Below are 23286 nucleotides of genomic sequence, written 5' to 3' on the forward strand. Positions count from 1 at the left end.
CGTGGGGTCTGCGTGATTCCTTCCCTGGGGAAGGAGGGCAGGGGTTCATGAATATCTACAAGAAGGTTAAACCCCTCCCTTCCATTTCACAGGCCGACACACCCCTCCCAAGGGAGGGAATTAATTAGTGCGCATTATGAACCAGGCCATCAGCTCCTTCTGTACCATAATCTGCTTTATCCTAAAGCTCAGTAAATAAACAATTTAGCATACATCTAAAACCACTATTTAATATGTGTTAAAACTTATATGTGTTTCATAGGTTTAACCATCTATGAAAAAGATACTTGTATTATTTAGTCTGGTACTGTTTGTAACAGCAGGCTTTGCACAAAGCCCTTTAAAACCGGTTAAGATTGATAGCCTGGTTACCATTTCGTTACCCAAAAAGTACACAAAGAAAGATACGCTCGGCCAATCCATTTACTCGGGAAACGCCCAATATGGTTACATGGTGGTTATTCGTGCCCCAAACGCCAATAACAATCAGCCACTTAGTAAAGAGCGCGACCTGAACAAGGTTCTGCAGGATTATATAACGGGCATTAAAGGCCAATCTGAAGGCAGCACCCAAAATGTGCGCGATACCACCATTGGGCACCTTAAAGCGAAAACCTTTACATTGGAAACCGACGAAGGTGCGGGTAAACAACTCCGTAATTTTATAATTATTTATACCCAGGATGTAACCTACACTTTTGAGTATTATTACGAAGAGTTAAGGAAAGATGTAGTAAAGGATGAATATAAAGCATTCTCAAGCTCTATAAAACTTTCGCAGGAACTGAAGCGTACCGATCAGTACCTCTCTAACAAAAAGGGTTTATCGCCTACTTTAAAATTAGCTTTGTATGGCGGTATACCTGTTATTATTCTTATTGTAATATTAATACTCCGCAGGAAAAAGAAAAAAGAACAAGAGCATCATTAAGCCCTTTTCAGCAGCCCCTGGTTCCATCGGGGGCTGTTTATAAATTCCTTACGGTCAATGTAGCTTAACCATATCACGGTTATCAGCACCCCAACAACAGACCCTACCGTTACATCCTCAAAAAAGTGCTGGCTTAAGTACATACGCGAGTAACCAACCATTAAGGCTACAAAAAACAACACCGCCCCCCAAGCCTTATTTTTAGCCAGATAAGTGATTACCACACCCGCCGAAAACGCGGTTACCGTATGCCCTGATGGGAAGCTGTGAACTGATAATATGTACAGATCTTTCACAAAATGGATCTTATCTAACTGGTTGCCGAAATACACTTTTGGCCGTGGCATATCAAAGCTATACTTTAATATTTGAGCCGTTAAAGCGGTTAAGGCATAACTTGTTATCATTAAAAAAGCAGCGCGATAGTTAAACAATACTAATATTACGGAAAGCGCTATAACCGTTAAGCCGTCGCCAATATGGGTGATATAAGGTTCAACACTATCCGCAAAATCGCTGTGAATGCCATTTACCGCGAAGTAGATCTGCGACCGGGTAAACAGGAGTTTTATAACAAGGCTGGCACACAGGACAAGTATATAGGGAATAAAAAGGTAACGTATTTTGTACAAAACATCTTTTGCGCCTGCATTCATCAGCGCAAAGTAAGCATATAGTTTTTCAATGCAAAAAAATGGTTATGTTTGGTTTTGAAAGATTAACTGACCATACTACATGTCGAAAAGTATATTTAGGAGAAAATCTGTTTCTAAAATTTTAGCTGATGTTGCCAGCGGTTTTAGTGACAGTGAACACCCGGGCACCGTATCCCAGCTCGAAAAAGCATTAAACGTAAAAGACCTTACCCTGATGGGTATAGCCGCCGTGGTTGGCGCGGGTATATTCTCCACTATCGGCGAAGCCTCCTTTCAGGGCGGACCAGGCGTAAGCATCTTATTTGTTATTACAGCTATTACCTGCGGATTTTCTGCTTTATGCTATGCCGAATTCGCATCCCGGATACCGGTGGCAGGTAGTGCATATACTTACGCCTATGCATCATTTGGTGAGTTGATAGCCTGGATAATAGGCTGGGATTTGCTGATGGAATACGCCATAGGCAACATCGCGGTAGCCATATCATGGAGCGAATATTTTGTGAACCTGCTGGAAGGTTTCAACATACATATGCCAACGTTTTTAACCATGGATTACTTCTCGGCCTTTACCGCGCACGAGAAGATCCAGGAGCTTACGGCCAGTGGCCACGTTGCCGATATTACCGACCGGATGCGCATTGCAGCATCGGCATGGGCAACTGCCCCGGGCAGCGGCGATATAAAATTCATAGCCAACATACCCGCGCTGGCTATTGTATTTGTAATAACCTACCTGGTTTATATTGGTATCCGCGAAACTAAAAAGGCTACCAACGCTATGGTTTATTTGAAGATAGCCATTGTAATAGCCGTAATAGTGATAGGCTTTTTTTACGTTACACCTGCCAACTGGCACCCATTTTTACCAAACGGTTTTAGCGGGGTGATGAAAGGTGTATCGGGCGTATTCTTTGCTTATATCGGGTTTGATGCCATATCAACCACCGCCGAGGAATGCCAGAACCCACAAAAGGATCTGCCTCGCGGTATGATCTACTCATTGGTGATCTGTACCGTTTTATACATACTGATAGCATTGGTTTTAACGGGCATGGTTAGCTATAAAGACCTTAGGGTTGGCGACCCACTGGCTTATGTATTTGCCAAGGTTGGGTTAAAAAACATTAGCTATGTTATTTCTATCAGCGCGGTTATTGCTACTGCCAGTGTATTGCTGATATTCCAATTGGGCCAGCCACGGATCTGGATGAGCATGAGCCGCGACGGTTTGCTGCCAAAGGCATTTTCGCGCATCCACCCCAAATTCCGTACACCATCATTTGCTACTATAGTTACCGGTTTTGTGGTAGCTATCCCGGCATTGTTCTTAAACCTTACCGAGGTTACCAACCTAACCAGTATCGGCACCTTATTCGCTTTTGTGTTGGTTTGCGGCGGCGTACTATTGTTACCACGTGAAGCTGCCGTTAAAGGCAAATTTCACTTACCGTATATTAATTCGCAATGGATAGTACCGGTGCTTTTTGTAGTGGGTGCTTACTTTTTCAGGAACAACATCATGAACCTGTTTAGCGGCACTGATCTGCACCACAAGTTCCCTTACTTTTTATTCATACTGCTATCAGCAACTTTAGCTGTACTGGCATTTATTAAGAAACTATCACTGATACCGGTATTAGGGCTTGTAAGCTGCTTTTACTTAATGGCCGAGCTGGAATATGAAAGCTGGATCCGTTTCCTGGGATGGCTTGTAATTGGCCTTGTTATTTACTTTAGCTACGGTTACAAACATAGTATACTGGGCAAACCAGAGAACGCTCATTTAAAAAGATAGATTCATTGTTGGTGAGGACATCAAAGGTGTTCGGAAGAAACAAAATAACGCGCAGCCTCCGGATTTTGGCTAAAGCCTTATGCGTCTTTGTTTGTAATCCGTTGGCTGAAGCCAACGGCAATGATCTGTAATAGTGATTCTTTTAATTTCTAATTCATTGCCGTCCCATTTATGGGACGGATAGCGAGGATAGAAATGGGCTTTAGCCCAAACTCTAATCTTCCGAATACTTATGGTGAGGACATCAACAATCTAAAAATATTCTTAATACCCAATGCCGGTGTCCCCACCGGCATTTTCTGTTTAACTCCTAATATCTACCTGCCCTTATCATGCAACAGCGAAATGTTGCGATGGGTATAAAAATTCATTGCTATGAATACCGCGCTTGTCATCCTATGTTTGTTGTTATTATATTAATGGCGGCAGTACTTTGTCAGTAGCTAAATATTAAGTATTTGATTATCAAATATTTATTCAAATCAACGCTCGTTCACGGCCGTGAACGTGAACGCTAAAAGGGTGTCTGGCTAAGCCAAACACCCTTTAATATTTCAAAAGATTGTATTTTAATATTTTAAACTCTCTTTATATTCACACTATCCGGCGAGGTAAGCACCAATGGTACTTTTTCTACCGTAACAAAACTCAGGTCGAGACCAAAGTTGCGTTCTTCCGAGAGACTGATCTTTTTAAGTTCTTTATAGATAAACATAATTATCTGCTCGTAAAATGAAAGGTTATGCGAGCGCGACAATACCTTCTCTATCACCACAAACCTAAAATCGCCAACAATTTTATGCTTGTTTAATGATTTATAGGTGCTGGTAATATCTATTTCGCCGTTCTTCACCAAATCTTCCACTACCTTACGGAACAGTAGGTTTATCTGTTGTTCTACCCTAAAGCCAAGTTTAAAGTCGATACGGATCAATTTACCCGGCACTAAAAAGTCTACCTCGTATTCGCTTTTGTATGGTTCATCCACCACATCAACGTGCACCAGCCAATACACATCGGCTCGTTTGGGCTGCTTTTGCAGTATGGAATAAATGATCTTTGATTCTATCTCCGAATTAAAATTCGCGCTTGTTAAGTAAACCAGCTGCGAGGCGTATTTGGGTACCGTTTCATCCTCGCTCATTTCTTTGATAATATTGAAATAATCGTCAATCTCAATAAACTTAACATAACGGTTCTTAATACGGCGTGCTATATGCCAGGCCCACATAATGGTAAATAATATCAGGCCTATTGATAGCGTGAACCAGCCGCCTTCCAAAAACTTATGCAAGTTACCTACCAGGAAAATGCCCTCTATAAGCAGGTAAACTGCTAAAAATATTCCGATTAAATAGGTTGGTATTTTTTTTCGCTGCAGGTATTTTGATACAAGTATGGTGGTCATCAGCATGGCTACGGTAATACTTAACCCATAAGCCGCCTGCATTTTAGCCTCGTGGCGAAACAAGAGTACTACACCGATACAACCAAAACAAAGCAACCAGTTAACACTTGGCACATATAACTGCCCTTTTTGTTCTGACGGATAATTGATCCTCACCTTTGGCCATAAGTTTAATCTAACGGCTTCTGCTATCAATGTAAACGAACCCGAAATTAATGCCTGGCTGGCAATAACCGCCGCAAGGGTTGCTATACCAATGCCAAATATCAGGAACCACTCGGGCATTATTTTATAGAAGGGGTTGTTAACACTTAGGTCGATAGACTGGCCGGTGTGTTGCAGCAACCAAACCGCCTGGCCCAGGTAATTAAGGATAAGGCAGGTTTTTACATAGATCCAGCTTATCTGGATGTTTTTTCGACCGCAGTGCCCCAGGTCGGAGTATAAAGCCTCGGCCCCGGTAGTACACAAGAAAACTGCTCCCAATATAATAAAGGCGTTATAATCACTGGTTAATAGCTGATAGGCGTAATAAGGGTTAAGCGCTTTTAATATCATAGGCATTTTCACAATGTAGCTAACCCCCAATACGCCCATCATGGTAAACCATATAAACATCATTGGCCCAAATGCCTTCCCTACCAGCGACGTACCAAACTGCTGAATAATAAATAGTACAGCTATAATGGCAATAACTATTTGTACAGTTGGCAAATGCGGGTAATAGGCAGTTAACCCTTCAATGGCTGATGATATGGTAATTGGCGGCGTTATGATACCATCGGCAAGTAACGCGCAGCCACCTAATATTGCGGGTATAATTAGCCATTTAGCTTTACGGCGTACTAAAGAGAAAAGCGAGAATATCCCACCCTCACCCTTGTTATCTGCCCGTAACGTTATCACCACATATTTTAAAGTAGTTTGCAATGTTAGCGTCCAAAAAATGAGGGAAACACCGCCAAGTACCAGGGTTTCTGATATACGCTGCGAAAAGTTAGTATGCTCTAAGCCTACAATGGCTTTAAATACGTATAAAGGTGATGTTCCAATATCACCATAAATTATTCCTAAACTGATTAACAACCCGGCGCCTGTTAATTTTTGCAGATCTTTTTGATTTGACACGATATTAATTATTTTATTATCCAGCAAAAGAGCCTGATCTTATAACCAAGCCCTTTTGTTTATTATGATGTTGCATCAACCCGGTGTATTTCTACACTATCAGGCGATGTAAGCATTAACGGTACTTTTTCCACGGTAACAAAGCTTAAGTCGAGGCCAAAGTTACGCTCTTCTGATAAACTTACCTTTTTTAATTGCACATATACAAACATGATAAAACGCTCGTACAGCGACAGGTTATGTGAACGCGACAAAACCTTCTCTATTACTACAAACCTAAAATCACCCACTATTTTGTGTTTGTGTAACGATTCGTACCTGCTGGTGATGTCTACCTCACCGTTTTTTACCAGGTCTTCCACTACTTTTCTAAACAGCAGGTTTATTTGCTGCTCTACACGGAACCCTAATTTAAAGTCGATACGGATCAGTTTACCCGGTATTAAAAAATCAACTTCATAATCGCGTTTGTAAGGTTCATCCACCACATCTACATGTACCAGCCAGTAAACGTCGGCACGTTTGGGTTTCTTTTGAAGTATCGAGTAAATAATTTTTGATTCTATCTCTGAGTTAAAGTTAGCGCTTGTCATGTAAACCAGCTGCGACGCGTACTTAGGAACCGTTTGGTCGTCGCTCATCTCTTTAATGATGCTGAAATAATCGTCTATCTCAATAAACTTAACGTAACGGTTTTTGATCTTTCGGGCGGTATGCCATGCCCACATTACAATAAACAATACCACACCTATTGATAGTGTGAACCAGCCGCCATCTATAAATTTATGCAGGTTACCTAATAAAAACGCCCCCTCTATAATAAGATACATGGTAAAAAACATAGCGATAATGTAGCCCGGTACCTTTTTCCTCCTTAAAAAATTAGAGATGAGTATGGTGGTCATCAACATGGCTACGGTTATACTAAGGCCGTAAGCCGCTTCCATAGCTTCCGATTTTTTAAACAGCCACATTACACCTATACAACCGGCAAACAAGACCCAGTTTATACTGGGTACATATAGCTGGCCCTTAGAGTCGCTTGGATATACTATTTTAACCTTGGGCCATAAGTTAAGCCTTACTGCTTCGGCAATTAAGGTAAATGAGCTTGATATTACAGCCTGGCAGGCTATAATAGCCGCTACTGTAGCTATACCAATACCAAATATTAAAAACCACGACGGCATTATCTGGTAAAACGGATTAAACACATTCAGGTCGATATCGCCCCTGCCATTACGTTGTAATAGCCAAACTGCCTGTCCAAAGTAGTTTAATAATAAGCATGGCTTTACATATAACCAGGTGCCCCTGATATTTGGCCGCCCGCAATGGCCCAGGTCAGAGTATAAGGCCTCGGCCCCGGTAGTACACAGGAAAACCGCACCCAAAATAACAAACGCATTATAATCACTGCTCAGCAGCTGGTAAGCATAATAAGGGTTTATTCCTTTTAATATGGATGGCATTTGAACAATGTAGCTAATGCCTAAAACGCCCATCATGGTAAACCACAGGAACATGATAGGGCCAAATGCCTTGCCCACTATTGACGAGCCGTATTGCTGTATAAAAAATAAAAAGGTAATAATACCCACAACTATATAAAACGTAGGCAGGTTATCATACCGCGAGCTTAAACCTTCAATAGCCGCGGATATAGTAATGGGGGGCGTAATAATACCATCGGCCAGTAAAGCGCAGCCACCTATAATTGCGGGGACAACCAGCCATTTGGCCCGGCGCCGGACTAGCGAAAACAGCGAGAAAACGCCGCCCTCACCTTTGTTATCGGCCCGTAAAGTAATTACAACGTATTTAAGGGTAGTTTGCAGGGTAAGTGTCCAAAAAATAAGAGACACCCCGCCAAGCACCAAAGTTTCTGAAATTTTGTTTGTGCCAATGATAGCTTTAAAAACATACAAAGGTGATGTACCTATATCACCGTAGATTATTCCTAAACTAATAAGCAGCCCGGAGGCTGATAGTTTCTGCAGGTCTTTATGATTTGACACTCTAATTTAAAAAGGATACAAAACTATTAAAAAAATCCATTTACAACTTAAACTATAATGAATCGTATAAGTCAGATATTAAACTAATAAAAACGTATTTTGTTAAAATTTGTTAAAACTATTTAATAAATTCAAACAATATCAATTGATGAGCGCATTATTTATACTTTTGCAAAGAATATTTTAATATGGGTCGAAAATCTACTTTTGTTAATTCCTGGTTTACTGTAATTGTATTGGCAATAGCGGTGAATTTTGCGTTTGCGAAAGGAGTTGCCGCGCAAAAAAGCGATACAGTTTATATTAAAACGCTAAAAACCAAGTCTTCGAAGACATCATATCTTAAAAACGGCTTGCATTTGGCACTACCACCATTAAAGCCGAATGCTGTTTCGACCGCTAAAATAAACCTTGCCCGGCCGGATGATAAGCTGTTAACCAACGTACAGGTATTTCCAAACCCGGTAACAGATCAGGTAATTAATGTTAAGTATACCGTTTCCCGCAATGCATATGTCAACGTAAATGTGATGGATGTTTTGGGTAACAATGTACTTACCCTGCTTTCGCAAAGGGTTGATTTTGGCGATCAAAGTATCAGGTATGACATCACCAACAAACTATCACGTGGTTTTTACTTTGTTAGGATAGTAGTTGGTACCGAATCGGTAAACAAAAGGATCTCGGTTCTTTAATCCCCCCATATCTGTTATAAGACGCGAAGTATCGCGCCTCTACGTGGGGCTCTCTTAAATTTAACTTTTCCCTTTTCTTCGGCTATATAATTTTTAGCTTTGGCGTTATTCCATTCACTATATGAAAATAATAGCCATTGGCCGCAACTATGCCGAGCATGCCAAAGAATTAAATAACCCGGTGCCTACCACGCCGGTGATATTCATGAAACCGGACACTGCCCTGCTTAAGGACAACAAACCTTTTTACCACCCCGAATTTTCGCAGGATATACACCACGAAATTGAAATAGTATTAAAGGTGAGCAAAGAAGGCAAGCATATTAATGAGAAATTCGCGGCAAGCTATTTTGAAGAAATTGCCCTTGGGATAGATTTCACCGCACGCGACATTCAATTGAAACATAAAGAAAAGGGCCTGCCCTGGGAGCTTGCAAAGGCGTTTGACAATTCGGCCCCGGTAAGTAACTTTTTGCCGAAAGCCAAATTTGCCGATCTATATAATGTAAGCTTTAATCTGGATATTAACGGCAAAACCCGCCAGCAAGGAAACACCAAAGACCTGCTTTTTTCGTTTGAACGTATCATTGCCTTTGTATCCCAATATATCACCCTAAAAAAAGGCGACCTTATTTTTACCGGCACCCCCGAAGGTGTGGGTAAAGTACAGGTAGGCGACAGATTGGAAGGATTTTTGGAGGGTGAGAAGCTTTTAGATTTTTATGTTAAATAACCATATACCACAATTGTCATTTCGAACGAGGAACGAGGAGAAATCTTGTTCAATATGCAAATCGAACTATTCAAGTCGAACAAGATTTCTCTCTATCGTTCGAAATGACATTTCTTTTTGTTTGATCGCTATCGCGATTTTCTTAAGCACCGCCTCCCACGCCCAGGAGATTATCCAAAGCAAACAATATCCTAAAAATCAGTTCCGCTACCCCTTAGATCTGCCACCTGCCACAGCCGGCTCATTTGGCGAACTAAGGCCAAACCATTTCCATTCGGGGCTGGATTTCAGGACCAATCAGCGTACCGGCTTCCCGGTACATGCTGTGTATGACGGGTACATTTCCCGTGTACGCATACAATTCGGAGGCTTTGGTAAAGCTTTGTACATTACCCACCCCAACGGTTTTACATCAGTTTACGGCCACATTAATGGCTTTACCGATGTGGTTGAAAAATACATTCGCGACTACCAGTACAAAAACCAAACATTTGAAGCTGATATAGCCTTGCCTGTCGGTCTGTTCAAAGTGCTAAAAGGCGATGTGGTAGCCGTTTCGGGCAACCAGGGAGCATCTGCGGGCCCGCATTTGCATTTCGAGCTGCGCGATACCTTAACGCAAGAAACCATTAACCCGCAGCTATTTGGTTTAACCATACCAGATAGTAAGCCACCGGCCATAACTGCTATTGGCATATATCATTTAAACGGCAGTCCCTTCAGCGATAAAACCCCGAAGGAATTTTTAGCGGTAACCGGCGCGAACGGTAATTATCGCCTTTTAAAACCACAGGTATTAAACATAAGCGGCAATACAGGTTTTGGTATAACCGTATCTGATATGAACAGCGCATCGGCCAATCGCAATGGTATTTACTCGCTGGAACTAAAGCTGGATGGCATTACTATGTACACCTTCGCGGTAGAGCGTTTCGCGTTCGATCAAACCCATGCTATAAATGCTTATATCGATTATCCGGCGTTTATCAGCAGCAAGCGCTGGGTGCAAAAGTGCTTTATATTGCCGGGCAGCAGGATCTCGCTCTATCCGCAATCTATCAACCGGGGTATAATGGCTTTTAATGACGATGCCCTGCACGAGGTACAATACATTGTGAAAGATGTTGCCGGCAATACATCAACCCTAACGTTAAAAGTAAAATCGAGTTCGGTTGCGAACAACGCGCCAGCTGAGAAACCACTTGGTAAACTATTCCGTTACGACCAAAAAAGCGAGTTTGCTAACGATAAAGTGAAAGTGACCGTAATGCCCGGCAATTTATATGACGACCTGGATTTTGTTTATTCGGCCCTGCCTGCAAAACCGGGAGCATTATCGGTAACGCATCGTATCCACAATAAACTAACACCCATACATGACGAGTACGAGCTTTGGATAAAACCCGATATAAGCCTTGGCGCTTACACCGATAAAGCGGTTATTGTAGGCACCGCAAGCGGCAGCATTGGCGGTATGTATGAAGATGGCTATGTAAAGGCTAAGGCACGTGCCTTTGGCGATTATTATATAAAACTGGATACAGTTGCCCCTGTCATTACCCCTATTAATATTCGGAACGGTAGTAATATGCAGGCTTTGAGGGCTATAAAATTGCGTATGCACGATAACCTGAGTGGTATAAAAAGCTACACCGGCAAAATTGATGGCAAATGGGTGCTTGTGGAGTGGGATTATAAAACAAAGGTTTTAAGTTATACCTTTGACGATAGCATCGCCCCCGGCAAACATACTTTTGAGTTTACGGTAAGCGATATTAAAAATAACGTTTCAACATTTACTGCAGAATTTAACAGGTAAAAATGGCAAACTTACAACAAGGCGATAAAGCCCCCGATTTTACAGCTAACGACCAAAACGGCGAAAGCGTGTCGTTAAGTGATTTTAAAGGCAAAAATGTTATCCTTTACTTTTATCCAAAAGACGATACCCCAGGTTGCACTGCCGAGTCGTGCGATTTCAGGGATAATTATCAATCGCTTTTAAGTAAAGGTTTTGAAGTGATAGGCGTTAGTGTTGATGATGAAAAATCGCACAAAAAATTTGAGACCAAATACAAATTACCTTTTACCCTTATAGCCGATACCGACCACAGTATTGTTGAAGCCTATGGCGTTTGGGTAGAGAAGAATATGTATGGCAAAAAATATATGGGTACCGCCCGCACCACTTTTATTATTAATACCGATGGCATTATTGATAAAGTGATTGATAAGGTAGATACTAAAAACTCATCGCAGCAGGTATTAGAACTGTTAGATTAACTGTGTTTATAACATTATAAAACAAAAACACTTTATATTTATTTAAAAGATAAATTTTAATAGATGGCCATTCAGGCAGAAGACGAAGAGATACTAAGCAAGTTTAGGGACGAAAAGACCCGTAACGAAGCATTTAACCTATTGCTGAAAAAGTATCAGCAAAAAATATACTGGCATGTGCGCCGTATGGTTATTGACCATGACGATGCCGACGATATTGTGCAGGACGTATTTATTAAAATATGGAAAAACCTGCCCGGCTTTAGGAACGACGCGCAACTGTACACCTGGATGTACCGCATTGCCACCAACGAATGCATCACTTTTTTGAACAAGAAAAAGCAAAAGAACAATGTATCGTTGGATGATGTGGATTTTGAACTGGCCGATACACTGTCGAGCTCGGACCAATTTACCGGCGATCAGATCCAAAAGAAACTGCAAGAGGCCATACTTACACTGCCCGATAAACAGCGCCTTGTATTTAACATGAAGTATTTTGATGATATGAAATACGAGGAAATGAGCGAGGTTTTAGGCACAAGTGTAGGTGCTTTAAAAGCATCTTTTCACCTGGCAGTTAAAAAGATAGAGGCATTTGTTACGAATACTGATTAATTCTGTAGAATATTTAAATTAGCATTAAACCTTTTGAAACTTTATTCATCTATAACAGTGTATGAAAAGCGATATGGAGAATAACGAATGGGCGGACGAAGAAATGTCACTTAAACGGTTTTCGAAAGAAAACCCGTTTACAGTGCCATCCGGCTATTTTGAAGATGCCGGTCAGCGCATATTGTCTCTTGTTAAATTAAATGAATTAAAAAGTGATGATATGGCACAGGGATTTACTGTGCCACAAAATTACTTCGACGAATTAAACGCCAACATTCAAAGCAGAATAAATATAGAGAACCTTGCGGGTACCGAAGAAAAAGGGCTTACTGTGCCCGAGGGATATTTTGAACAACTTACCAATAATATACAAAGCCGTGTAAACCTTGAGGCCGCAGTAAATACCGGAGAAAAGGGTTTTACCGTTCCCGAAAATTATTTTGAGAACCTGCAACAGCAAATAAAAAGCAGGATAGCCGTAGAGGAGATATTGGAAACAAATAGCCCTGCCTTTGCCGTTCCTGATAACTATTTTGAAAAGCTTAACAAGGATATTTTAAATAAAACCGTTAACCAGGAAGTTGTACTGCGTAAAACTATTGTACGCAAGTTATGGGCTTCAAATACATTTAAATATGCTACTGCGGCTTGTTTGGCTTTAATTATTGGGGCCGGTGCATTTTTAAGAGAAGCACAGGTACCGGTTACACATACACATACTTTTTTACATACCCAGTTATCAGAAGTTCCGGCTGATGAGATAAAAGATTATCTTGAGCTGCATTTGGATGCTAACGATACAAGGGGGTTAATGGACAACGAAACACAGATCAATACTGAAGCCCTGGACCAAGACCTGCAGGACTATATTGATATTAATTAAAATGAACAAACTGCTCAGATATATTTTTTTTATAGTAACCATTTTGGCTATCACCGGCGACGATATATTTGCCCAGGTGGCTGATATGCGTAGTGGCCTAAGGCCGTCCTCTAATCAACCAATCAGTCAGCTTAACCGTAGTGGCAGGGTGGGTACTAATAACAGCAGGACCAGCAAAGGCAAAAAGCTTGAGGCAGCACGCAACCGTTTTATAAGTCAGCAACTTTCACTTACCGATAATGAGGCGCGCCGTTTTTGGCCGGTTTATAACCAGTATCAGCAGGAACTTACCGCGGTAAGGGTTTTAAAACGTTTAAACAACTCAAGCGCGTCTGTTAATGGAACCGAGCAGATAGATAAAGAAATAGCTTACGATAACCAACTGGTAACTATCAGGAAAAAGTATCGTGATATATTCCTCAAAATATTACCTCCCGAAAAAGTAAGCGAGCTTTATAAAAGCGAACGCGAATTTACCGACGAGCTGATCAAACAACTCAGTGAACGCAGTGTAAGGGCTGGGAACTAATTAATTATTGATTTAGTGAATTAGTGATTTAGTGATTGAAGTATCGCTTGGATTGGTGGTTTCTGCATAATTGAGTTATTTGGTCAATCACTAGTTCAGTCTAATTAGTGATTTAGTGATTGATGCTTAAAGTGTCGGTTAGATTGCTGATTTTTGCATGCTTGGTTTTTCAATCACTAAATCAATAATTCGCTAATTAACATGTTAACCCTTCGCCAGCTTTTCCTTAATAACAATGCACAAACAACGCATTCCCCCCTATTATTGGAGTTTGAACGCGCGGAAGGTGTATACATGTACAATAGCGACGGCAAAGCCTATATCGATCTGATATCGGGCATTGGCGTAAGCAACCTGGGCCACAGCAATCCGTACGTAATTAATGCTGTAAAGGATCAGGTTGATAAATACATGCACCTGATGGTGTATGGCGAATATGTACAAACCCCGCAGGTGCGCTTTGCCGAAAAACTGGTAAGCATATTACCCTCAACATTAAATTCTGTTTACTTTACCAACTCGGGTGCCGAGGCGGTTGAAGGCGCTTTAAAGCTGGCTAAACGTTTTACAGGCAGGCAACAGATAGTCGCGTTTCATAATTCCTACCATGGCAGTACCCATGGCGCTTTAAGCGTTATGGGTAACGAGGAATTTAAACAGGCTTATCGCCCGTTATTGCCGGGGATAAATTTCATCAGCCTTAATAATTTGCCGGATCTGGAATTGATAACAGAGCAAACAGCCTGTGTTATTGTGGAAACCGTACAAGGCGAGGCTGGTATCCGGGTGCCCGATGTTGCCTACATGCAGGCATTGCGTAAACGCTGTACACAGGTAGGCGCTTTATTGATATTGGATGAGATACAGGCAGCTTTTGGCAGAACCGGGAAACTATTCGCCTTTGAACATTTTGATATCGTACCAGACATACTGCTGCTGGCTAAAGCGCTGGGTGGCGGCATGCCTGTAGGCGCTTTTGTAGCGTCGGCGGATGTGATGTCGGCATTTAAAGAAAATCCTATCCTGGGTCATATTACCACCTTTGGCGGCCATCCGGTTTGTTGTGCTGCCGGCCTGGCGGCTTTGGAGGTTTTGCTAAATGAAAACCTGATAGAACAAGTTGCCGGTAAAGAAACAATTATAAGGCAACACCTCACCCATCCGGCTATTAAACAGATCAGGGGCAAGGGTTTAATGCTGGCCCTGGAGTTTGAAACCTTTGAACTGAACAAAAAAATAATCGACCGCTGTATAGAAAATGGTGTAATTACCGACTGGTTCCTGCATTGCAGCAATTCTATGCGCTTAGCCCCTCCGCTCATTATTACTAATGAACAGCTCATCAATGCCTGTAAAATAATTACAGATGCTATTGATTTTCACCAAGATACGGCGTTTTAGCAGCCCCCTTTTCTCTCCGTATTTTAATTATAATTAATATTTTAACTGTAAAAAGAAAGTTACGGCGCTATTTTTCATTTTATTGGTATAGTTTATGCATAATGGTATGTGCCCTTATAAATTATGCCATCAAGCCGCGTAATTACTGTTTTACAGGTCACAGGTGCATACTTTTCGGGTCAGGGCTGTTCAAAAATTAATTTTATAACAGTCCGGCTAATACTAAAATGATAACAACTTCTGCTATATAACATGAAAATCGCATACATATCAACCTATCCGCCCCGCGAATGCGGAATTGCAACTTTCAACCATAATTTAATGAACGCTATCAACGCAAACTTCCCCGAAAGGAAAGACCCTTTGGATGGCGGGTTTATAGTTGCACTTAACGATTCGGAAAACGTACAGGAGTATGAATACCCGGCTGCTGTTAAATATGTTATCCGTCAGGATCATCAAAAAGATTATATACGCGCTGCCAACTTTATAAATACAAGTTCGGTTGATGCTGTGATATTAGAACACGAGTTTGGTATTTACGGCGGCGAAAGCGGGATTTACATTTTGCCTTTAATAAACCGGTTAGAGAAACCGTTGATATCTATACTACATACTGTGCTTAAAGATCCCAGCTATGTGCAGCGGATCATTATCCGCGAAATTGCCGAGCAATCGTCAAAAATAATTGTGATGAGCAATCGCGCGGTAGAGTTTCTAACTACCATTTATGATATCCCTGCCGAAAAAATACAGATAATAGAACATGGCGTCCCTGATCTGGAAGCCCCTGAAGTTAACCCTGTTAAAAGCTTAAGTCAGTTTAAAAACCACCGGGTATTGTTAACCTTTGGTTTGCTAAGCCGTAATAAAGGCTTAGAAACAGTAGTTAAGGCGCTGCCAAAAATAGTAGAGAAACACCCCGATGTGATGTATGTGGTGTTGGGTAATACCCATCCCGGCGTTATTAAAAGCTCGGGCGAGGAATACCGCGACCATTTGAAAACCCTGGCCGCTTCGTTAAAGGTTTCACAACATTTATCATTCATTAACAAATTTGTGGCCGAGGACGAGCTGATAAATTACCTTACAGCAGCCGAGGTTTATGTTACACCATATTTGAACGAGGCGCAAATAACCAGCGGTACATTATCATACGCTGTAGGTGCAGGTGCAGCGGTAGTATCAACCCCTTACTGGCACGCTACCGAATTATTGGCTGATGGCCGTGGCCGTTTATTTGATTTTAAAAATGCTGATGCACTTGCCGAAACGGTTAACGAGTTGTTGGATGATGAAACTGTGCTTAACGAGCTTAAAGAAAACGCGTACGAATATGGTTTGCATTTACGCTGGCCAGCAACAGGTGCCGAGTATATAAAGGTTGCACAGGAAGCCGCCGCAACACACGATTTCAGCGATAAAATATTAAAGAACAGCATTGTTGACCCCGAGATATTACCCAAGTTTAGCCTAACACATGTTATGCGTTTAACTGATGATACCGGTATTGTACAGCATGCAAAGTATGGTATCCCCAACTTAAAAGAAGGTTACTGCCTTGATGATAACTCCCGTGCGTTAATTATGGCGCTAATGGCTTATCAGCGCAGCAAAAGCAACGATGCCTTTAAGCTGATGCCTATATATCTGAGCTACATCCACTATATGCAAACGGATGATGGAAATTTCCGCAATTTCTTAAGTTTTAACCGCCAATACCTGGATGAGGTAGGTTCCGAAGATTCGTTTGGCCGTACTATTTGGGCATTGGGGCACCTGATAAGCTGCGCCGCAAGTAACTCGTACCGTGAATTTGCGTTGGAAATATTCCATAAATCGTACCCGCACTTTAAAGCATTAAAATATATAAGGGGGCAAGCCAATACTATTATTGGCATTAGCTTATATCTCCAGGCCTACCCTACTGATGAAGGCATGCTTGCCGAGTTGGTACGCTTAACACAACCTTTAATAGATGCTTATGAAACTACCCGATCTGATGATTGGGAATGGTTTGAAGAAAGCATGACCTATGATAATGCCATCCTTCCGCTGGCTTTATTACACTCGTGCGAAATAACCGGCAATCAAAAGGCAAAGAACATCGCTTTAAAAACAATGGCATTTTTAGATAAACTTACCCTGTCTAACGGCTATTTAAGCCCAGTGGGTAACGATGGCTGGTATTATCGTGGTGGTAAGTTCCCTACGTTTGACCAGCAGGCCATTGAAACTATGGCTATGGTACTGATGCATTTCCAGGCTTACCAGATCTTCCGTAAACCGCAATATATTGAGAAAATGTTTTTAAGCTACAAATGGTTCCTGGGCGAAAATACGTTGCGCGCGCCATTGTATGATCATGAAACAAAAGGATGTTGCGATGGCTTATTGCCAACCGGTATTAACCGTAACCAGGGTGCCGAAAGTACATTGGCCTACCTTATATCTCACCTTACCGTATTAAAAGCATTTGAGCTTGAATACGAGTATAACAAGATGGGTAAACAGGTAAAAATGTGTTAATGAAAGCCGCGATCTTAGCCCCCGTTGCCTGGCGCACACCGCCCAGGCACTACGGCCCATGGGAACAAGTAGCCTCAAATATTGCTGAAGGGCTGATAAAACTTGGTGTAGATGTAACCCTTTTTGCCACAGGCGATTCTATCACAGCAGGTAAGCTTGTATCTGTTTGCGAACAAGGTTACGAAGAAGACCGCTCACAGGATGCAAAAGTGCTGGAATGTCTGCATATTAGTAACCTGATGGAACGGGCAGGCGAGTTTGATATCATCCACAACAACTTTGACTTTTTGCCACTTACCTATACCGGTTTGATCAATACGCCGATGATAACCACTATACATGGTTTTTCATCGCCACGCATAATCCCGGTGTATAAAAAATACAATTCGCACGGGCATTATGTCTCTATCAGCAATGCCGACCGCAGCCCGGAACTGGAGTACATCGCCACCGTCTACAACGGGTTAGACACCAAGGATTTTAAGTTTACCGAACAACCACAGGATTACCTGCTCTATTTTGGTAGGATCCATCACGATAAAGGCCCTTTAGAGGCGATTGAGATATCAAAAAAGGCGAATAAAAGGCTAATAATAGCTGGTATTATTCAAGATGAGAACTACTTTAAAGAAAAAGTAGAACCACAACTAAACGAGCAGATCCAATACATTGGCCCTGCCGACCCCGATAAACGTAACGAGCTTTTGGGTAATGCCCTTGCCTTGCTTCACCCCATAAACTTTGCCGAGCCTTTTGGGATGAGTGTTGCCGAAGCCATGCTTTGTGGCACACCGGTTATAGCTTTCAACAAAGGTTCGATGCCAGAATTGATCCAGCATGAAAAGACAGGCTTTTTAGTGAACACCGTTGATGAAGCTGCGGATACCATTGGCCAGCTTGGTTCTATTAATCGCAAAGACTGTTTTGAGTGGGCTAACTCGCAATTTTCTAAAGAGAAAATGGCTGAGGATTATTTGGGGTTGTATAAGCGGATATTAGGGTAAATAACTTGTCATGCTGAACTTGTTTCAGCACCTCTCATGCTTTGCGGGTTCAACTGTCCTGTGGGATGCCGAAACAAGTTCGGCATGACGGGAAGAGAAAACAAAAGAGCGATGAGATACCTCATCGCTCTTTTGTTTTACATAAACCTTTCAGCTTTAACCTCAATCCATTCCGTCTTCTTTAAACTTTGCTAACAGCTCATCCAGGTCAACCTCGGCAAACGAAGTGGATGAATCGGAGATGCCGTAAGGGATGATCAGCTTGTTATTATGCACCATCGATCCGCAGGAGTACAGTACGTTGGGTACATAACCTTCACGTTCATCACTATTTGGCACAAGTAAGGGCTCTTTCAGCCGGCCTATCTCTATAGCCGGGTCATCCAGTTTTAACAGGCTTGCACCCAATACATAGCGGCGCATAGGGCCAACGCCATGCGTGATAACCAACCAGCCATCTTTTGTTTCAATTGGCGAGCCGCAGTTGCCTATTTGTACAAATTCCCAGGTAAACTTAGGCTCTTGCAACAATACAGGTTTCTCCCATATGTTTATCTTATCCGAGTACATGATGTAGTTATTGCAGCCATCAATACGGGATATCATTGCGTATTTGCCGTTTATTTTGCGCGGGAACAGCGCCAGGTTCTTATTTTGCGCACCGGCACCATATAAAGGCATTATTTTAAAATTATAGAAATCGTTTGTTTGTAACAGCTTAGGCATGATCAATGAGCCATCATAAGCGGTGTACGTAGCGTAGTAAACAGATGTACCGTCGTCATTTAAAAACTTAACAAAGCGGGCATCTTCAATACCCTTGCGCTCATATTCAGATATCGGGAAAATAACCCTGTCGGAGATATCTGTATCTAACGAAAAAACGATCTCGTAGTACGAATCGGCCAGCCAAAGCACTTTATCATACTCCAGCCGCATCATATCATCCTCCTGCAGTTTCTGCGAATCCAGTATAATTCGGCGCAGGTTAGAGTATTCAAAATGATGATCCAGCTTATCTTCTAATTCGTGTAATACGCTGATATTTATTTGGGTAATGGCAGCTTTTTCAAGAAACAGCTTTTTATTATAAACCGCGTTACGTACAATTTCGGCTTCATCAATATAACTGCCTGCGGGTAAAACAGTAATTTTGTTCTCTTTATCAATCATGGCCCGGCGAAAGGTGATAGAAGAAATATGCCCTTCACCCACTGCCCTAAAGCTGATAATAACCCGCCTTTGCCCGTCTTCCATTTCGGTTTGGTCCGGGTCTTCCACTATAGAGGGATTAAAGAACGCCGCCGATTCAATTGAATATTCGTGTGTAAAGTATGATCCTATCAACAATTTACGATACACGGTAAGCGTATCATAATCAATACCCAGCTCGGTAAAAAGCGGCTTAAGTTTGCTGCAATGGCGGTTGAGCACGCGGGTAATATTACGATGACGTTTAGAGTACTCCTGGAGTAATGGTGATACTATGCCAAATGCGGTTTCTTCAGTAATGCCCATTACACGTTGTAAAACTTCTTTAGCCCGGTCATTCCCATTAAAAAAAAATCTTGCAATTACACGTTTTGGATCTGGATTTACTCTTATTGGTTTTCGTTCTATAGAAAGTCTCATACTAAAAAATACATTTAATCAATAACACCATGCTTGCTAAATTGATTTGAACAATTTCACAAACCTTATTATATACTGTAAATATTACAGTTAACTAATCAAATAATCATTTAAAATCTAATTTTTGCTGATTATTTTAAAAGGATGCACAAATTTTAGACCGCGATATATACCAAGGTTTAAATCATGCTGTTTCTTTTGATGAGATAAGTTTTTAATATCTCATTATAACCCTGTTCAATATCAGCATCAACCAGTTGAATATGGTGCTGGGCGCATTTTAGCTCTAATTGATGACGGTAATTTTTTAACGCAGACTGATAGCTGTCGCGAATTTTATTAGGGTGTACACGCACCTCGTTCCCGGTTTCTATGTCTACAAAATGATGCGGTCGGTTATCAAAGTTGAAGTCTATCTCTTTTTGTTTGCTGCTGACATTAAAGATGATCACTTCGTGCTTTTTATACTTTAAATGTTGAATAGCAGCAAAAAGCTGCTGGGTTTTCTCGGGGTTAAGGCTATTTTCCAACATATCGCTAAAAATAATCACCATAGATCGCTGGTGTATTTCTGCGGCCACATGGTGCAGCACCTGGGCAATATTGGTTGCTGTGTTTTGCTTTGGGTTATCATAAGCCTTTTCCAGCTCGGCGTACAAACGGAACAAGTGGGTTGATGTTGAACGCGCGGGACTCATCCAATCCGTTTTATCCGAAAACAGGCAAAGCCCAAAGGCATCCCGCTGTTTTTTAAACAGGTACATAAGCGAGGCTATCGCGTAAACCGAAAACTGCAGCTTGTTAATCCCCTGTTCAGGGAAGTTCATGCTCGACGAAGTATCCAACAGCAAAAAGCAACGCAGATTGGTTTCTTCCTCAAACTGTTTTACAAAAAGCTTATCGGTACGGGCAAGTAGTTTCCAGTCGATATTTTTTACAGACTCGCCATTGTTGTAAAGCCTGTGCTCGGCAAACTCAACCGAAAACCCATGAAACGGACTTTGATGCAAACCTGTTATAAAGCCCTCTACAACCTGCCTGGCAAGCAGTTCCAGATTGGCCAGTTGCCGTATATGTTGATCGTTACTGAGTGTGGGCATAATGCCAAGTTAGTAAAGTTTAACGCTTATTTAATGCGCTTATTTTAAAACCTTGTATATATAGCCGCTTGTATAATATGGTTAAAATAACTGCTTGATGCCTGCTGTACAAACTGGTTTAAATAACCCAACTCCACATCGGCCTTTTTGTGCACGCGGTACCCTACGGCCACGTAAGCCCGGTTTTGGTCGAAGAAGTGTTTATTAACCTTATCGTTGTTTTGCACGTTTGCAAAAACCTCGTTCTGCAAACCAAGGAATGCACCTTTGGTAAAGGTCTCGGTTTTTTTAAACGGTACTACAGCTCTAGCAAAGTAACGCAGGCGCTGCGAAAAGTAATGGTCGGTTCTGTTTGTTGTATTGCCAAGGAAGCGCTGCTCCAGCCTAAAACGGTGTTGCAGTGTGCTGGTTTTACCAATTTTTGTGTTGATGATAAGCTGCTCCCAAATACGGCTTTCGGGGCGGAATGTTTCTACACCACCTGCACCCCGGCCATTTGTAGCTATATAGGCATAACCCAGTGCTGCCATTTTATTATTATCGAAGTAATAATTTACCGACGGTCGCAGCAGTACATTTTGCAAATAATCGTAATGATTAGCAGACCTGAACTGCGCATCGAACGACATGCCCCATTTGGGCGAAAACTTTTGGGTATGGAATAACGCCGCCCAACCCGAGAAGCGATTTTCCTGCGCGAAAAGCTTGCAGGGTATTAATAGGGTGATTAATAAGAGTAGTGTTAGTGCTTTTTTCTTCATAGTATGATGCGAAGATAAAAAACTCTGCTTAGCTATAAAAAAGTTTGTCATCCTGAGCGATAGCGAAGGATCTATTAGCGAACTTTGCTATCGAACTGCATTGCGGCGATTAGATGCTTCACTATCGTTCAGCATGACAAATAGAGTTTAGTGTATTAATCCTTAAACTTCACCAAATTTTTTCTGCCGATATCATACGTTAGCTTGAAAGCTTCCTGGTTGCTAAAGAAGCCCGGGGTATTGTGCAGGCTCAGCACAAATTGTCCTTTAAGTCCTTTGGCAATAAACGGCGTATAAATAATATCTAAACGGTTATAAGTTTTATACTGGTAATAAGAATCCCCAAAAGCAATATGATGGCCGTCGCCTTTGTAAAATTCATCATAAAGGGCAAACCGTTTATAGCTTGCATATGCACTGGCCACAAACCCCTTTTGCTTTTGCCAGCCATCAATCCCCCTGCTGCGCTCTAATGAAAGCATACCGCCGGCTTCAAAGCTTACCGAGTCGAGGAAGGTTTTATGGCTTAAATTTGCGCCAAGCCTTATCTGTGCCGCGCCGTTATCACGGATATGATCATCCGGGATGGCTATTGCAGGCCCGGCATCGTGCAGTAAAAAGAAGTAGTGTGACACATAGAACGGCCCATCCAGCGATGGCTGGTACTTACCCGAAAAACCGAACAGGAACTGCTCCCTATCCACATTGGTTTGGCGGCTCACCCAATCAATCCAAACGGTTTCGGTAACGTGGCTGCTTTTAAATCGCGTTAGCAAGCCCTCTACATTTGGCCTGTAGTAACGCAGGGTATCGTTAAGCATGGCGCGTGGATAATCGGTAAGTAAACCCTCGCGAGAGAAAGCACCGGCGTTGAATAACCAGTTTTTACCTGTATAGCTGTAATAAGCCACCGGGTTCACACGCACAAAAAACTGGTTACCACCAAACTCATGCAGCGCATTGGCACCAAAAATAAAGTGGTTATTACTATCAATGTTAAACCCAACATCAGCAGTAATACGTACGCCTGAATAGGTACGGGACCTTGTTACAAACTCCTTATATTCGCGGTTATCAAAAAAGCCCATTCCATTTAAATGGAAATCGACGTTTTGTGCGCTCGCTGCACCCGCGGTTAATAGAATAGTTATTAGGGCGAAGTAGATCTTTTTTATCATG

General features: G+C 41.8%; 19 protein-coding genes. 12 read left to right on the forward strand and 7 right to left on the reverse strand.

Annotated elements, in window-relative coordinates; genetic code table 11:
* Positions 1–274: 274 nt before the first annotated feature.
* The gene (locus tag NPE20_RS09570; protein ID WP_256538395.1) at positions 275–931 is read left to right on the forward strand and encodes a hypothetical protein; all 657 of its coding nucleotides are present in this window, start codon (positions 275–277) and stop codon (positions 929–931) included.
* Here the strand turns inward: NPE20_RS09570 and NPE20_RS09575 are convergent.
* Positions 928–1587, reverse strand: coding sequence for a phosphatase PAP2 family protein (locus NPE20_RS09575; protein ID WP_256538396.1), 660 nt, complete (start codon positions 1585–1587; stop codon positions 928–930). The genes NPE20_RS09570 and NPE20_RS09575 overlap by 4 nt on opposite strands.
* Before the next feature lie 79 nt (positions 1588–1666).
* Between NPE20_RS09575 and NPE20_RS09580 the strand changes: the two genes are divergently transcribed.
* A complete protein-coding gene (locus NPE20_RS09580) occupies positions 1667–3385 on the forward strand; it encodes an amino acid permease (RefSeq protein WP_256538397.1) in 1719 nt (572 codons plus the stop codon).
* A 577-nt stretch (positions 3386–3962) separates the two neighbouring features.
* Here the strand turns inward: NPE20_RS09580 and NPE20_RS09585 are convergent.
* The gene (locus NPE20_RS09585; RefSeq protein WP_256538398.1) at positions 3963–5921 is read right to left on the reverse strand and encodes a KUP/HAK/KT family potassium transporter; all 1959 of its coding nucleotides are present in this window, start codon (positions 5919–5921) and stop codon (positions 3963–3965) included.
* A gap of 62 nt (positions 5922–5983) precedes the next feature.
* The gene (locus tag NPE20_RS09590) at positions 5984–7939 is read right to left on the reverse strand and encodes a KUP/HAK/KT family potassium transporter (RefSeq protein WP_256538399.1); all 1956 of its coding nucleotides are present in this window, start codon (positions 7937–7939) and stop codon (positions 5984–5986) included.
* 188 nt (positions 7940–8127) lie between these two features.
* Here NPE20_RS09590 and NPE20_RS09595 point away from each other — a divergent pair, with 188 nt between their 5' ends.
* The 10 genes from NPE20_RS09595 to NPE20_RS09640 all read left to right on the forward strand — a co-directional run bounded on the left by NPE20_RS09595 (position 8128) and on the right by NPE20_RS09640 (position 18614).
* A complete protein-coding gene (locus NPE20_RS09595) occupies positions 8128–8634 on the forward strand; it encodes a T9SS type A sorting domain-containing protein (RefSeq protein WP_256538400.1) in 507 nt (168 codons plus the stop codon).
* 121 nt (positions 8635–8755) lie between these two features.
* Positions 8756–9367 carry a fumarylacetoacetate hydrolase family protein gene (locus NPE20_RS09600; RefSeq protein WP_256538401.1) on the forward strand — a complete coding sequence of 204 codons (612 nt, stop codon included), beginning with the start codon at positions 8756–8758 and terminating at the stop codon, positions 9365–9367.
* A gap of 121 nt (positions 9368–9488) precedes the next feature.
* On the forward strand, positions 9489–11186 hold the full coding sequence (locus NPE20_RS09605) for a M23 family metallopeptidase (protein ID WP_256538402.1): 1698 nt from the start codon (positions 9489–9491) through the stop codon (positions 11184–11186).
* Between the two features lie 2 nt (positions 11187–11188).
* Positions 11189–11650 carry a thioredoxin-dependent thiol peroxidase gene (gene bcp / locus NPE20_RS09610; protein WP_256538403.1) on the forward strand — a complete coding sequence of 154 codons (462 nt, stop codon included), beginning with the start codon at positions 11189–11191 and terminating at the stop codon, positions 11648–11650.
* 63 nt (positions 11651–11713) lie between these two features.
* A complete protein-coding gene (locus NPE20_RS09615) occupies positions 11714–12268 on the forward strand; it encodes an RNA polymerase sigma factor (RefSeq protein ID WP_256538404.1) in 555 nt (184 codons plus the stop codon).
* A gap of 61 nt (positions 12269–12329) precedes the next feature.
* Positions 12330–13151 (forward strand): hypothetical protein, encoded by an 822-nt coding sequence (locus tag NPE20_RS09620; RefSeq protein WP_256538405.1) that lies wholly within the window; start codon positions 12330–12332, stop codon positions 13149–13151.
* Position 13152: 1 nt separating this feature from the next.
* The gene (locus NPE20_RS09625) at positions 13153–13680 is read left to right on the forward strand and encodes a hypothetical protein (protein ID WP_256538406.1); all 528 of its coding nucleotides are present in this window, start codon (positions 13153–13155) and stop codon (positions 13678–13680) included.
* Between the two features lie 201 nt (positions 13681–13881).
* Complete coding sequence (locus tag NPE20_RS09630) at positions 13882–15081, forward strand: aspartate aminotransferase family protein (protein ID WP_256538407.1); 1200 nt, start codon at positions 13882–13884, stop codon at positions 15079–15081.
* A 252-nt stretch (positions 15082–15333) separates the two neighbouring features.
* Positions 15334–17610, forward strand: a complete 2277-nt coding sequence (locus NPE20_RS09635; RefSeq protein ID WP_256538408.1) for a glycosyltransferase family 4 protein — start codon at positions 15334–15336, stop codon at positions 17608–17610.
* The gene (locus NPE20_RS09640) at positions 17610–18614 is read left to right on the forward strand and encodes a glycosyltransferase family 4 protein (protein WP_256538409.1); all 1005 of its coding nucleotides are present in this window, start codon (positions 17610–17612) and stop codon (positions 18612–18614) included. Before NPE20_RS09635 ends, NPE20_RS09640 begins: the two co-directional genes overlap by 1 nt.
* Before the next feature lie 162 nt (positions 18615–18776).
* Here NPE20_RS09640 and NPE20_RS09645 read toward each other — a convergent pair whose 3' ends face one another.
* From NPE20_RS09645 to NPE20_RS09660, 4 genes are all read right to left on the reverse strand, one after another.
* Positions 18777–20246 carry a glycoside hydrolase family 130 protein gene (locus tag NPE20_RS09645; RefSeq protein WP_256538410.1) on the reverse strand — a complete coding sequence of 490 codons (1470 nt, stop codon included), beginning with the start codon at positions 20244–20246 and terminating at the stop codon, positions 18777–18779.
* Positions 20247–20425: 179 nt separating this feature from the next.
* On the reverse strand, positions 20426–21346 hold the full coding sequence (locus NPE20_RS09650) for a DUF58 domain-containing protein (RefSeq protein WP_256538411.1): 921 nt from the start codon (positions 21344–21346) through the stop codon (positions 20426–20428).
* A 44-nt stretch (positions 21347–21390) separates the two neighbouring features.
* Positions 21391–22107 carry a DUF2490 domain-containing protein gene (locus NPE20_RS09655; RefSeq protein ID WP_256538412.1) on the reverse strand — a complete coding sequence of 239 codons (717 nt, stop codon included), beginning with the start codon at positions 22105–22107 and terminating at the stop codon, positions 21391–21393.
* A 155-nt stretch (positions 22108–22262) separates the two neighbouring features.
* Positions 22263–23285 (reverse strand): lipid A deacylase, encoded by a 1023-nt coding sequence (locus tag NPE20_RS09660; RefSeq protein ID WP_256538413.1) that lies wholly within the window; start codon positions 23283–23285, stop codon positions 22263–22265.
* Position 23286: the final 1 nt, after the last annotated feature.

The sequence above is a fragment of the Mucilaginibacter aquariorum genome (assembly GCF_024498135.1).
Classification (GTDB): Bacteria; Bacteroidota; Bacteroidia; order Sphingobacteriales; family Sphingobacteriaceae; genus Mucilaginibacter; species Mucilaginibacter aquariorum.

Coding starts and splice junctions, on each gene's coding strand:
- NPE20_RS09570 (WP_256538395.1), top strand. CDS start 275: ATGAAAAAGATACTTGTATTATTTAGTCTGGTACTGTTTGTAACAGCA.
- NPE20_RS09575 (WP_256538396.1), bottom strand. CDS start 1,587: ATGAATGCAGGCGCAAAAGATGTTTTGTACAAAATACGTTACCTTTTT.
- NPE20_RS09580 (WP_256538397.1), top strand. CDS start 1,667: ATGTCGAAAAGTATATTTAGGAGAAAATCTGTTTCTAAAATTTTAGCT.
- NPE20_RS09595 (WP_256538400.1), top strand. CDS start 8,128: ATGGGTCGAAAATCTACTTTTGTTAATTCCTGGTTTACTGTAATTGTA.
- NPE20_RS09600 (WP_256538401.1), top strand. CDS start 8,756: ATGAAAATAATAGCCATTGGCCGCAACTATGCCGAGCATGCCAAAGAA.
- bcp (WP_256538403.1), top strand. CDS start 11,189: ATGGCAAACTTACAACAAGGCGATAAAGCCCCCGATTTTACAGCTAAC.
- NPE20_RS09615 (WP_256538404.1), top strand. CDS start 11,714: ATGGCCATTCAGGCAGAAGACGAAGAGATACTAAGCAAGTTTAGGGAC.
- NPE20_RS09620 (WP_256538405.1), top strand. CDS start 12,330: ATGAAAAGCGATATGGAGAATAACGAATGGGCGGACGAAGAAATGTCA.
- NPE20_RS09625 (WP_256538406.1), top strand. CDS start 13,153: ATGAACAAACTGCTCAGATATATTTTTTTTATAGTAACCATTTTGGCT.
- NPE20_RS09630 (WP_256538407.1), top strand. CDS start 13,882: ATGTTAACCCTTCGCCAGCTTTTCCTTAATAACAATGCACAAACAACG.
- NPE20_RS09635 (WP_256538408.1), top strand. CDS start 15,334: ATGAAAATCGCATACATATCAACCTATCCGCCCCGCGAATGCGGAATT.
- NPE20_RS09640 (WP_256538409.1), top strand. CDS start 17,610: ATGAAAGCCGCGATCTTAGCCCCCGTTGCCTGGCGCACACCGCCCAGG.
- NPE20_RS09645 (WP_256538410.1), bottom strand. CDS start 20,246: ATGAGACTTTCTATAGAACGAAAACCAATAAGAGTAAATCCAGATCCA.
- NPE20_RS09650 (WP_256538411.1), bottom strand. CDS start 21,346: ATGCCCACACTCAGTAACGATCAACATATACGGCAACTGGCCAATCTG.
- NPE20_RS09655 (WP_256538412.1), bottom strand. CDS start 22,107: ATGAAGAAAAAAGCACTAACACTACTCTTATTAATCACCCTATTAATA.
- NPE20_RS09660 (WP_256538413.1), bottom strand. CDS start 23,285: ATGATAAAAAAGATCTACTTCGCCCTAATAACTATTCTATTAACCGCG.